At 62.8% G+C, this 12536-nt stretch carries 8 protein-coding genes; 3 read left to right on the top strand and 5 right to left on the bottom strand.

The genetic code is table 11. The features are described 5' to 3' along the window. Positions 1–11 precede the first annotated feature (11 nt). The gene (locus tag FKL89_RS01750) at positions 12–2084 is read left to right on the top strand and encodes an AIPR family protein (RefSeq protein WP_156861004.1); all 2073 of its coding nucleotides are present in this window, start codon (positions 12–14) and stop codon (positions 2082–2084) included. A gap of 370 nt (positions 2085–2454) precedes the next feature. On the opposite strand, the gene FKL89_RS01745 is transcribed toward FKL89_RS01750, so the two are convergent. Genes FKL89_RS01745 through FKL89_RS01735 form a run of 3 tightly spaced genes read right to left on the bottom strand, consistent with a single transcriptional unit; the run spans position 2455 to position 4800 of the window. Further along, complete coding sequence (locus FKL89_RS01745) at positions 2455–4101, bottom strand: DNA cytosine methyltransferase (protein ID WP_337786220.1); 1647 nt, start codon at positions 4099–4101, stop codon at positions 2455–2457. Continuing rightward, the gene (locus FKL89_RS01740; protein WP_156861002.1) at positions 4020–4511 is read right to left on the bottom strand and encodes a very short patch repair endonuclease; all 492 of its coding nucleotides are present in this window, start codon (positions 4509–4511) and stop codon (positions 4020–4022) included. The genes FKL89_RS01745 and FKL89_RS01740 overlap by 82 nt, the downstream gene beginning before the upstream one ends. Next, the gene (locus tag FKL89_RS01735; protein ID WP_156861001.1) at positions 4504–4800 is read right to left on the bottom strand and encodes a hypothetical protein; all 297 of its coding nucleotides are present in this window, start codon (positions 4798–4800) and stop codon (positions 4504–4506) included. The genes FKL89_RS01740 and FKL89_RS01735 overlap by 8 nt, the downstream gene beginning before the upstream one ends. Positions 4801–5013: 213 nt before the next feature. Between FKL89_RS01735 and FKL89_RS01730 the strand changes: the two genes are divergently transcribed. Then, positions 5014–5238, top strand: coding sequence for a DUF433 domain-containing protein (locus FKL89_RS01730; RefSeq protein ID WP_156861000.1), 225 nt, complete (start codon positions 5014–5016; stop codon positions 5236–5238). A 45-nt stretch (positions 5239–5283) separates the two neighbouring features. Next, a complete protein-coding gene (locus FKL89_RS01725) occupies positions 5284–6249 on the top strand; it encodes a cation diffusion facilitator family transporter (protein WP_156860999.1) in 966 nt (321 codons plus the stop codon). Positions 6250–6424: 175 nt separating this feature from the next. Here FKL89_RS01725 and FKL89_RS01720 read toward each other — a convergent pair whose 3' ends face one another. Together FKL89_RS01720 and FKL89_RS01715 are read right to left on the bottom strand one after the other, a co-directional pair. After that, entirely contained in the window at positions 6425–8665 is a 2241-nt protein-coding gene (locus tag FKL89_RS01720; RefSeq protein WP_156860998.1) for a caspase family protein, read from the bottom strand. Further along, complete coding sequence (locus tag FKL89_RS01715) at positions 8662–12480, bottom strand: RCC1 domain-containing protein (protein ID WP_156860997.1); 3819 nt, start codon at positions 12478–12480, stop codon at positions 8662–8664. Before FKL89_RS01715 ends, FKL89_RS01720 begins: the two co-directional genes overlap by 4 nt. Positions 12481–12536 lie beyond the last annotated feature (56 nt).

The following is a 12536-nucleotide window of genomic DNA, read 5'->3' as shown; positions in this document are numbered from 1 at the left end:
GGGCATTCTGAATGGAAGAGTACTTGGGGGCATTTCGCGATGAAGTAATTGCCCGCGCTGCAGATGTGTTTGGGGGACGAGATCGCGAAGCCGGCTTCGGTTCCGTGGCTGGACAAATGCTGGAGGAGGCGGAGGAGCTCATTGATTTCGTGCCCTGTCCGTATCGCGGATTTGGGGCGAGGAGACGAAGCCTCGGCATTGACGGATATGCATTTGACGAAGCAGACGGATCCCTGCGAATCGTCATCGCTGAGTTCGGGGGCGAAAAGCAGCCATTCACACTGACTCAAACTATCGCAAAGGCGATCTTCTCCAAACCTGTTTCCTTCGTCGAGGAAGCGTTCGCGAGAAACGACGATCATCTCTCGGCAGATGACCATCCTGCGTCCGACTTCTTTTCCCTCCTGCAGACGCATAAACCAAGCATCACGAGGCTGCGTTTTTACTTGGCCACCGACGGCATCCTGAGCGATCGGATACGCGACTGGCCAGAGCAAAGCGTTGACGGAATTCCAGCCGAGTTCCACATTTGGGATATTGTCCGTTTTCATGATGTACTCTCGTCGCGATCCGGGCGCGAGGCATTAACAGTCGACTTCGGCGGCCTAGTCGAAGGCGGGATTCCCTGCCTCAAGGCGAGCCTCAACCAGTCAGAGTACAGCGGCTACCTTTGCGTGCTACCCGGCGAGACCTTGGCACGCATGTACGAGGAATACGGCAGCCGACTTCTTGAGGGGAATGTAAGAAGTTTTCTCGGCAAAGCGGTGAGGGTGAACAAGGCAATCCGGGAGACGATCCTTCGGAGCCCGGAAATGTTTTTTGCCTTTAACAACGGAATTGCCGCGACGGCCACGTCGGTTGAAACACAGGACACGCCAGGCGGTCCGAGACTTCTTGCTGCGACGGACCTTCAGATCGTGAACGGCGGGCAGACCACGGCATCCCTTGCTCTCGCGCGCCGAAAGGATGGCGCAGACCTCAACGGGATCTTCGTACAGATGAAGCTGTCCGTTGTCGATACCGATAGGTCAGCGGACCTGATTCCCAAGATTTCTGAGTACGCGAACCGGCAGACCAAGGTCTCTGATTCCGACCTTTTCTCAAATCACGCCTTTCACCGCAAGATGGAGGAGCTGTCCAGGCGGATCAAAGCTCCACCAAGACCCGGGTCGCAGAGGCCAACAACATGGTTCTACGAGCGCGCAAAAGGTCAGTACCGCATTGAGACATCGAAGATGAGTCCCGCTGAGAAGCTTCGTTTCGAGTCCGATAATCCGAGGCGGCAGGTCATCACGAAAACGGACCTAGCAAAGATCGAGAACTCGTGGCGGCAGTTGCCGCATGAAGTCAGCAAAGGTGCGCAGAAGAACTTCGACGTCTACAGCAAGTTCGTCGTGGAAGAGTGGCAGCGCAGGCCGCTGCAGTTCAACGACGAGTTCTTTAAGTCATCGGTGGGCCATACCATCGTGTTCCGAGAGTTGGAGCAGCTTATTCCCGCTGAAACGGACTGGTATGACGGAGGTTACCGCGCAAACATCGTCACTTTCACGATTGCAAAGTTGGCGCAAATGATTGCTGAACAGGGCGCAGGTAACGCGTTGAATGTCCAGTCCATCTGGCGCACGCAAGCGATCTCTCCAGCGCTTTCCGCTCAGCTAAAGGTTATCGCTCGCGCAATGTATTCGGTCATTACCGCTCCCGAACAGGGGTTGGAGAACGTCACCGAGTGGTGCAAGAAGGAGCTAGCATGGCAGCGTGCCCATCAGCAGCGAATCTCACTAATATCAGAATTTGCTGCAGAACTAGTACCCGAGGCGGATGAATTGCAGCGCAAAGAAGATGCGATTGGGGTTGCACGCATCGATTCGGACATTGCGGCAATTACAGAAGTAATGAACTACAAGGCATCAAATTGGCGCAAATTGCGCGATTGGGGCATCCAGAGTAACGAGCTGACGCCCAAGGAAGATCAACTGTTGATGCTGGCTGGTTCAGCTGGGCGCATTCCAACTTCACGACAAGCGTTTGCGATTCTTCAGATTCGTCAACGCTTGGAATTGGCAGGATTTCAGATCGGTTTGTGATTTTCGTGCACAGACATTGTTCCGCATCCGCTCTACAACTAGTACGCGTGAATCTTCAGGGAATCCTGTCGAGGTTTTTAGAGTCAGATCGATGTGGTTTCGGGCGGTTGCGCACTCGAGAAGTTTGGCTAGCCTACCTGACCCTAGCGCTGGCTTGATTCCTACAGTTTTGTACGCGGGGCGTAGCGCGGGACTCGGTTAAGGGCTGTGGTGCGCGCCCCCTATCGGCAAACTGCCAAGCACAACCCGCGTCATCAGTTTTTGCAATCCATCTTGCTGTGGTTCGCAGTCAAGAGGAACGTGGAAGAAAGCAGCAGCAACTTCAATATCTTGACCATGTGGCAACCTCAGACTTGAGCCGTTCTCAGTTTCAGGCCACATACCCACGTCCAGCCGCAGTGCGATTTGCTAGAAATCGGGCTGCCGTCGTCGCGATGCCGAGAGCAAGCAAAGGCGGCACAGCATTGCCAACTTGGTGGTACTGCTGTGTCCGATTACCCTGAAAAAAGTAGTTGTCCGGAAACGTCTGCAGGCGGGCCGCCTCGCGAACCGTGAGACTACGGCACTGCGTCGGGTCGGGATGAATGAAGTAGTGCCCGTCCTTGGCAATGTGGCTGGTAACTGTTGTCGCAGGCAGGTCGTACAACTGCACCCGGAAGCGGTCCTCGAACTTTCCGGTCGTCCAATTCGCGTGGTTGGGCGACAGGCCCTCAAGACAAAAGTCTGTGTGACCTTTCGGTGATCTCCCAAACTTCTCGCCGAAGGCGGCTGCAAAGAAATATCGCCCCAAATCCGACTTCATGTGCGAACGCGCTTCATGGTTCAACCAGACAGATAGCTGGCTGTCACAAGACCATTTGTCAACGTCGTCCTGCGCAACGGGCGGAACATACGATGCAACACGTAGAGCGCCGGTTGGCAAGCCGCCATTTATCCCATGAAGGCAGGCCGTCAGGTGCTTGCTCAGGTCGTCCAATCCCTTTCTCGCCGCATCTTTCGCCTGATCCAGCACCAAGCCTTTGACTGTTCTACTCCACGTTGCAGCATCATCACCTGAGCTCAATCTGCTTCGCAGCGGCGGCAGCGAGGCGATCGCAGAGCGCACCGAGACTCGGGGACGCGTGCGCAACAGGTCGATCGCCTTGTGCGCCAGGTCGTTGCGAATACCAAGAAGAATTACCCTGTGGCGAGCTTGTGGCACGCCATATTCTTCCGCCTTGATAACAAAGTCGCTGGCATTGATAGCGGACGGGTCCATACCTTCCGCGTAGAACGTGGGTGAAACCAGCGAACAAATGCGATAGCCATTTCCCTGTTCGTCGATGGGACGGCGTAGAGCCCTCCCCGGGTGACACAGGTCGCGCAGGATGTCGTGAAAAACTCGTCGCCCGCCGACCTTTGACGACAGTATGCCTTTCACGTTTTCCATGATGAACGCGGCAGGCTGTGTGTGATTCAGGATTTTCAGGTATTCGCGGTAGAGGAAATGGCGATGGTCATCCTCGGCCACATAACCCGCGGTGCCCTGATTCTTTGAACGGCCAACCAGCGAATACGCCTGGCAAGGTGGTCCGCCAATCACTATCGTTCTGTCAGGATCAAGTTTTCGCTCGTCCAGAATCCGGCGCAGAACGTTGTTGTCCCGCTCTACACCGAGCGTCAGTTGACGAGCTTCATCTTCGACATGACGCCAGAGCGCTGGATGAAGCTCGCGAGGGTGCGGAGCATCGCTGCGGTTGCAATAGTTGTAGTACGCCTGAAGTGCACGCTGATCCCCTTGCGAATGACGGTAGAAGCTTCTCAGCATCAACGTCTGATGTGCGCTGGCCTCCATCTCAACGGAGACGGCAATCTTGAATCTGCGCCCCTCATCAAGTGAAGCGAACCCCTCGCCAAGACCACCCGGACCTGCAAACAGGTCAATGACATCAATCGTCATCGCGGCGATGTCTCCATCCGGGCAACAGTGGCGTTGCCTATTTCGAAAAACCTCGATCGACCTGATGCGCGGATCCACTGCGCGAGCTGGTCGAGTACGCGGGGTACTGCAACGGCTGCACGCGCGCCACGCGTAGCGCATTCCCACACGACCGCAACGCGCCAACCTTCGGCAAGAAGCTGACGCTTCACGTAGTCGTCGCGATGTCGATTGGTGTCAAGCTTCTTAAGCCAGAAAGCCGCATTGTTGCCCGGTAGTTTTGACAATGCGCACCCGTGCCAATGCCAAAAGCAACCGTGCACGAATACAACGGTGCGCCACTTCGGCAAGACAACATCAGGCTTGCCGGGCAGATCGCCCGACTGCAACCGATACCGGAAGCCACGCGCGTGCAAGCCGTGGCGAACCAGCACTTCGGGCTTTGTGTCGCGCGACTTGATCCCTGCCATCATGCGGCTTCGCGTAGCCGCGTCGACAACATCAACCACGCGCGATGTTCGCGAGCGAATATTCTTGAGGGGTGAGAAAAGTGCGGCGAAGCACATCCAGGGCAATGTCGTGCGCCCGGTCTCCGAGTGAATCCAGTATGCGGCTGGTTGTCACGCTGACTTCGAGCGCTGCCGCGTCGGAGAACAGCCTTTCATTGTTGTCAATGCGAACCAGAGATACCGGATCGTCATCGAGACAGTACAGTAGTCCCTTGTCGTGCAATGATTGAAACCATGAGCGCACAGACGCTGCACTTGTGTCCAGCAGGTTTGGGATGCGTGACATCATTTTCGGGGCTCCTCGGTGGGACGGTTCAATCTCGCACTTTACCAGGTTCACGCATCGTGCAAACTGCGACAGGGTCCTAACCAGACAATCAAAAGCCAGAAGGTAACTGCACCAGATTGATCGCCCCGCTCCCGTACCCGATGCGACCGTATTCAGGAATTACGCAAGATCGCACAGCAAGGTCACAACCGTGACGCATCACGGAGATTTTCAATGCATTGGAACGACTGCAACGCCGTCGAGCAAGACCCGCAGAAAATGAGCGGCGCGTGGGTGTTTGCTGGCACGCGAGTGCCAGTGACTGCGTTGTTTGAAAACCTCGAAGCAGGTGCCACGATTGACGAGTTTGTGAACTGGTTTCCAGGCGTTAAGCGGCAGCAGGTGGTGGCAGTCTTGCAGCACGTCGGGCGGAGCACCCCGCCGCTAATCTTCCGGTAAGGTCGTCACCGTATCTTCGGATAAGTCAAACCCTCGTCGCACGCCATGCCCATCCCCACAATCAACACCGAATCCGACGACGATTCCCCCATTTCGCCTGCCGAGCGTTCGGCGGCGGCTTCGCGCTCCACCTGGGTGAGTGTGGTGGTGAATGTGCTGCTCTCCACCGCGCAGATTGTGGTGGGGGTATTGTCGAAGTCGCAGGGGTTGATTGCGGATGGCATTCACTCGCTGTCGGATCTGGTGTCGGATTTTGTGGTGCTGCTGGCCAGCCGGCACAGCCAGAAGGATGCCGATGAGGACCATCCGTACGGGCACCAGCGCTTTGAGACCGCGGCATCGCTGGCGCTGGGGGTGATCCTGCTGGCGGTGGGTGCGGGCATGCTGTGGTCGGCGGCGGTGAAGCTGGAGAACCCGGAGGCGATCCCGCAGGTGCATGTGGTGGCGCTGTGGGTGGCGCTGGGCGCGCTGGTGGCGAAGGAGCTTTTGTTCCGCTACATGCTCAAGGTGGCGAAGCGGGTGAAATCGAGCATGCTGGTGGCGAACGCGTGGCATGCGCGCTCGGACGCGGCATCGTCGCTGGTGGTGAGCGTGGGCATCGTGGGCAACCTGCTCGGCTACCCAATCCTCGACCCGATTGCGGCGCTGATCGTGGGCTTCATGGTGGCGAAGATGGGCTGGGGCTTTGGCTGGGACGCGCTGCACGACCTGATGGACCGCGCGGTGGACGAGGCCGAGACGGCGGCGATCCGCAGCACCATTGCCGACACGCCGGGCGTGAAGGCGGTGCACGACATCCGCACCCGCAAGATGGGTGACATGATCGTGGCCGACGCGCACATCGAGGTGGACGCGCAGCTCACCGTGGAGGCGGGGCACGACATCGCCGTGGAGGCGCGCCGCCGGGTGATGCAGCGGCACCGCGTGCTGAACCTGATGACCCATGTGGACCCGTGGAAGCGGCCGGATCTGGACCATCCAGTGGCAACGCCGCCGACCGCGCAGCCGTAGCGTTGGTGCTTCAGCTTTTGTCGCAGACCCTTATTGGCATTGGGCTTAACCGCATAAACGGCCAATAATCGACTTATTGAGTTTTCAGGCTCTTAGCCCAATTGCAATGCGGGTTTCACGCAAAAGATGCTAGTCACTGGCAGCACCGTAGCGAGCCTCAGCGTGCCTTCCGTCATCAGCGCGCCGGACTGGTCGCCGCCACCAGCGGCAAGCCGGCGTCGTGCCACGCGTCCGAGCCGCCGCGATACCAGTAGAGATTGCTGTAGCCCATCTCGCGCAGGCGCAGCACGGCGTGATAGCCGATCCAGCCCCAGTCAACGCTGCGGTCAAACACCACCATCGGCACGCTGCGGTCGCTGCCGGCCAGCTTGCTGAGCGTGGCCTCGATGGCCCCCCGCTCCACCGCACCCAGTCGCTGCTCCGCACCGAGCTCCGGTAACCAGACGGCGCCATTGATGCGCGGTTTGGCGGCGCCGGCGCGGGCGTCGATCAGGCGTGGTGGCTGCGCCTCACCGAGCATGCGCAGCAATTGCGCGGTGCTGATGGTGGCTGCGCCCGGTGCCGCCACCGGCAGGCGGCGGCTGTAGTTGCGGGCGGTGATGACCGATGGCGGACGCACGCCGTCGTCGCGATCTTCCAGAGCGAACGCCTGACTGGCCAGCGGGTCGCTGGCGATGCGCTCAAACTCCACATTGGCCACCACGCTGCCGCGCGACCAGGTGGCCGTCAGCGTACGGTCCGCAGTGGCGCGCAGGGTGAGCTCGGCGCCACCGCGCAGCCGCAGGCGCAGCTCGTCGCGCTGCACGCGCACCGTGTGGCGCTCGAACGCGGGCTCGTCGCGGTCCACGCTGTCGCCGCCGCGCGCATACACCACGGTGGCGTCACAGGCGGGGGTGACGTTCTCCACCCATACCTCGGCACTGCGCTGGCCCTCCCAGCGGGCGCGGCCCCAGGCGCCGTAGAACGCGGCGCAGGCCGCCGGCACCCCGGCGGTCAAATCGCGTACACGCAGGTCCGCCGGCAGACGGACACCGCGCACCAACAGGTTGCCGTCGGCGTCGCGGCGCACAGCGATCGGCGCTGCCGGCAATGCGGCGACGCCTTCGGGACGCGACGCTTCGGCGAGCAGGGCGAGGCGCGCCTGCTCGGCCTGCCGGCGTTCGGCGAGGTCGCGCTCGCGCTGTGCGGCCAATGCCTGCCGCGCCGCCTGTTCACGGGCTTCCGCTTCGCGCGCGGCCTGCGCCAGACGATCCAGCCGCGCCTGCTCCTCCGCGGCCTGTCGGCGGGCGGTCTCTCGCGCCTCCGCCGCTGCCCGCTGCGCGGCCTCTGCCTGCGCCCGCGCGGCGTCAGCCAGCGCCTTTGCTTCAGCCTGCGCAGCCAGCTTGAGCCGCTGGGCAGCTTCGTCCAGCTCGGTGGCGACGCGCTCGCGCTCCAGCAGGGTCACGGCCACCTGTTGCGCAGCGGCCTTCTCGTTCTGCTGCAAACGCTTCAGGCGGCTCATCTCGGTGCGCAGTTGCGCTTCGGTCTGCTCACGACGCTCGCCCGGCACCACCAGCGACGCGGGCTCCACGCGGGCGGCACTGAACACGAAGCTGCGGTCAAGTGCGCCGCTGATCCACGGCACCTGCTGGCCGCGGGTCTCCTTGCGCACCCGTTCGGCCACGCGGCTGAACACCTGCTGCGCGGTGAGGCCCGGCTGCGCCAGCGCATCAACCAGCTCGGCGGTGAACACACTGTTGCTGCGGCCTTCGCCGTCCTCGGCCACGGCGCCGGGCGCGGTGGAATAGGCCACCAGCGTGCCCTTGCCGGCCATCGCGGCAAGCCCGCCAGTGGCGTCGGACGCGTTGGCTCGGGCGCCGCCACTGCTGATGCCACGAGCGCGCGCCGTGGTACGGATGAGCGCCTCGCCAACTTGGCCGTACGGGTTGTCGCGGCAAGCATCGAAGATCATGATGCGGGTGTGCTTCTTCGAGTCCTCAAGGATGGCGAGCATCTTCGCTACATCAATGCCCTCGTCCTCCACTTCAAGCACATCACGAAAGTTGATGTCCACCGGCAAAAGGATGTTGCGGCCGGCCGGCGCCACGGCGTGCCCGGCGTAGTAGACCAGCGCGGTGCCGCGTTCGGCCCGAGCCCGCGCCTGAAAGGTGCGCACCCGCCGCTTGAGCTCGGCCCCCGGCAGGTTGATGGCGAGCATCACCTCAAAGCCAAGGCGCTCCAGCGACCGTGCGACGGCATTGGCGTCATTGACCGGGTTGTCGAGCGGATCGACGAGATACGCCGAGTTGCCAATCACCAGTGCGAGGCGCGATTCATCCGTGCTGGCGGTGTCATACAGCGGCGCTGCCCAGACCGGCAGCGCACACTGCGCCACCATCAGCAGCGCACACAGCAGGCGACGCGCCAGCGCTTTCACGACCCGGCGCTGCCGCCCTCGCCGCCTGACGAGCCACCGCCTTCGCCACCACCATCACCAGCGCCGCCTTCTGCGCCACCGCCGCCGGTGCCCTCCTGATAGATCTCGAGCGCGGTGTTGCCGATCACGATGCGGCCGGAGCGCGCAGCGCCCGTCGCGTTGGCAAGGATGGCGTAGGTGAGCAGTCCAGCGCCGGTACCGTTGGCGGTGGACACGATGGTGATCCAGTCAACATCGGGCGCTGCTTTCCACTGGCAGTTGAGCGACGGCGCAGACACAGCGACCGTCCGCGAGTTGTAGCCGGTGACCGCAGCATGCTCGCTCGACGGTTGCAACTGGTTGACGCAATTCGACGGCACTGCCGGTGGTGGCGCTTCCTGGAAGACCGTGAGCGCCTGACCGTTCACCGTGACCGTGGCGCTGCGCGACAGCGGGCCTGGATTGGTCGTGGCAACGACCTTGACCACGTTGTTGGCGAAGTTCGCAGCACCCGTCGCGCCATTGGGCAGCGAGACAGTCAGCCAGCTCGACGGAATGGCGACGCCGCCCTGCGTAGCCGCCGTGACGCTGGCGCTGAGCGCGCAGGCCGCGTTGGTTACCACCGCCGACGTGGCAGAGCCACCCGCCGCGGCAATCGCTACCTGATTCACCGATAGCCCGTAGCTGCAGAGCTGCGGGGCACGCACCTGGGTACTGCTGTAGCGCGTGGTGTCGTTGGCGTCGTAGACGTCGGGAGCGCTGGCCGCAGCGACGATCGAGTTGGCAAAGCGCAGCTCGGTGGTGGCGGTGCTACCCGCAGGCAATGATGGCGCGGTACCGTTGAGGGTGAACACGACGGAACCGCCGGCCGGCAGTGCGTCAAGCGTGACGCCGGTGCGCAGCGCGGCGAAACCGGCGTCGGGGCAGATGCCGCCGAGGCGGGACGTACAGGACATGGTCCAGTCTGTCACTGCGGTCGGGATCACAGCACTGACACGGGCGCCGTTGCCATGCCCCGGCCCGTTGTTGGCGAACACATATTCGACCCGGATGCGGTCGCCCGCCTTGACCTCCGGCCCCGGATAGGAGTGATAGGCGTGCAGGTCGCCGCCCGCAACGGTGGTCGTCGGCGAACAGAACACCACGCCTTCGTCGGTGTAGCCCAGATAGCGCACGGCACGCAGATGGTCAACCCAGCTGGTGCTCATGCGGTGGTTGCCGTCATTGAGGTTGCTGCGATTGTTGTAGGCGCGATAGACCGGCTGGTAGCCGCTCGGGCAGCTCTGGCCGACCAAGCCGGCGGACGCGGCACCGGTGTAGGCGGTGAAGCTGGGTGCGACGGCGTAGAAGGCAACGCCCTCATAGCGGCAGCCCTTGCCGGTTTCGTTGGTCGGGTTGGTGGCCTGCAGCGCCGTCTTGTCGGCCGGGTTGGCAGTGTAGAAGTGGGTGTTGGGTTTGCCGTCCGGGAACAGGCAGTAGAAGCGATACACCTCGGAGACGTTGGCCGGCGCGCCATCGCGCGTGGGCCATGCCCGGAAGCCGCGTCCGGTGCGGCCCCAGAAGTAGGTGCCATCCGCAGCCTTGAGGGTGTCCAGCAGCCCGGACTGGGCAACGTCGGCCGAGAGGAAGAAGCGCTCGCCGGCCGGGCCGATCTTGTCGGTAAACAATTCCTGCACGGTGGTGACGGTGCTGGTGCTGGCAAACGGCAGATAGACCTCGATCGGCAGCGTCTCCTGCACCCGCGACGGGTCGCCGAGACCCAGTTGCGAATAGCCGTTGTAGCCGGTTGCCCACCAGCGGCCACCGGTGTCGCGGGCAAACATCGAATCGGCAAACGGACCGCCTGCGGCCTGCGCGAACGACATGGTGGAGCGGAAGGTGGTGGGGCTGATCGACGCATTGCGTCCCCACGCCCAGAGCGAGCCGTCAACGCCAAGTGCCGAGTAGGAATAGCCGGATGCGGCAATGGCCACGATCTTCGGCAAACCGCTCATCTGCTGCGGTGAATAGGTCGGCGTGCCGCCCTGTCGCGTCTCGCCCCACAGCCACACGGTGCCATCCTCGCGCAGCGCAAGGGTGGAACTGAAACCCAGTCGCACCGCCATCACGCGGGCGGTGCTGCCGTCAGGAAAGCTCACCCGTTTCGGCGTGCCGTCGCTGGCCACCGCAATATTGCCGTTGCCCAGCTGGCCAAAGCGATTGCCACCCCAGACCCAGAGGCCACCATCGCTGGCGAGCGCCGCAACATGGGTGGCGGCAGCGACGACTGCGGTGTAGCGCGCGCTGCCGGGGGCCAGTGTGCGCACCGGTGACGCGCTTGAATCGGCAGTGCCGGTGCCGAGCTGGGCGGACGAGTTATTGCCCCAGCTGTAGATCTGGCCGTCAGCGGTCAATGCGTGGGTTGACTGTGCGCCTGCAGCGATCGCGCGTACTGCCGACACGCCACTGATTTTGGCGGGTTGCGCCTGCCCGCCAAAGGTGCCGCTACCCAGCTGGCCCTGCGCGTTGGAGCCGAAGGTGTAGACCGAACCATCCTCCGCTACCGCCGCAGAGTGGGCATTGCCTGCCGATGCGTCGATGAACTGGGTGCCGGACAGCACCCGCCCCGGCGTGGCGACGGTGCCGGTGAGAAATAGGGATGCACCAGCCTGACCGTTTTCGTTGGAACCCCAGGCGTAGAGCGCGCCGGCGCCCGTGGATGGCGACACCGAGGCGAGGCCGAGCGTGTGCTTGCGGCCGGGCGACACCAATGCGTAGCTGCCAAGGTCAATGGCGTGCAGGGGCTCCGAGACGTATTGCCGGGCGCCGCTGCCCAGCTCGCCAAATGCGTTGTATCCCCACGCGAACAATTTGCCAGTGGTGGTGCTGGCCACCGTGTGATAGCGGCTGGCGGCGACGGCGCGTGCGTTGCTGATGTTCTGCACTTGTGACAGCGCGGTGGTGACACCGGACACGATCGAAATGCCAAGCTGGCCAAAGGTGTTGTCACCCTGCATGAACATCGCGCCGGCGGCGCTGACCCACGCCACCTGTCCGCGCCCGGCAGCCACGTCGGCAGCCGCCACTGATCCCGGCAGCGTGATCTTCTCCGCAACCGCGCCGCCGAATTTCCACGCCTGGCCGTCGTCGGTGACGGCATAAAACGTGGTGTCGTCGCCCGCCACCCGAACCACGCCGGTGAGCGGTGAGCCGTCACTGCGGGCCACGATTGCTGAGGAACTGGTGAGCGAGGGCGACATGCTCCACACCCGCATGGTGCGGTTGCTGAGCACGGTGATGCCGGCGTCCAGCCCGATCACCACGCCGATTGGCGTTTCGCCAGATTGCACCGCGCCGGTCATCCGCGCCGGCACGCTGCGGGTCACCGCTCGCCCCCAGAGCCAGACATTGCCGCCGGCCACCGCCGCGCTGGTGCTGCCGTAGGCAGATACTGCGACGACCTGGGTCAGGGCGCTGACCTTGAGTGGCCGCACTTCGAGCCGAGCGGTGCGATTGCTGGCGAGCTGGCCGTCATCGTTGGCACCCCATGCGTAGACATCGCCGCCGGTGGTCAGCGCCAGCATGTGATTGTTGCCGGCAGAAATTGACGTCACATTGGCGAGCCCGATTGCGAGGGTCGGGAGCGAGCGGTTGAGCACGGTGCCGTCGCCCAGCTCACCATTGGTGTTCTCGCCCCACGACCAGACGGTGCCGTCGGCGGCGAGCTGTGCACTGAAAAATTCACCGGCGGCGAGCTTGCGGCCAGCCCACGTCGATTGCGCGTCGGCGAAGCTGGCAGCCAGCACGGACGCGCACATCGCTACCGCCCAACAACTTCGGTGCAGTGCATTCAACATGGTGTTCCCCCTCAAAAACTGTGTTGCCGGACAACGGTGATCGTGGCCAGCGGGCG

Origin of the sequence: Casimicrobium huifangae, from assembly GCF_009746125.1 — a bacterium.
Lineage (GTDB): Bacteria > Pseudomonadota > Gammaproteobacteria > Burkholderiales > Casimicrobiaceae > Casimicrobium > Casimicrobium huifangae.
This window is presented reverse-complemented; position numbering and strand designations above follow the sequence as displayed.

Coding starts and splice junctions, on each gene's coding strand:
- FKL89_RS01750 (WP_156861004.1), top strand. CDS start 12: ATGGAAGAGTACTTGGGGGCATTTCGCGATGAAGTAATTGCCCGCGCT.
- FKL89_RS01735 (WP_156861001.1), bottom strand. CDS start 4,800: ATGATGTCACGCATCCCAAACCTGCTGGACACAAGTGCAGCGTCTGTG.
- FKL89_RS01730 (WP_156861000.1), top strand. CDS start 5,014: ATGCATTGGAACGACTGCAACGCCGTCGAGCAAGACCCGCAGAAAATG.
- FKL89_RS01725 (WP_156860999.1), top strand. CDS start 5,284: ATGCCCATCCCCACAATCAACACCGAATCCGACGACGATTCCCCCATT.
- FKL89_RS01715 (WP_156860997.1), bottom strand. CDS start 12,480: ATGTTGAATGCACTGCACCGAAGTTGTTGGGCGGTAGCGATGTGCGCG.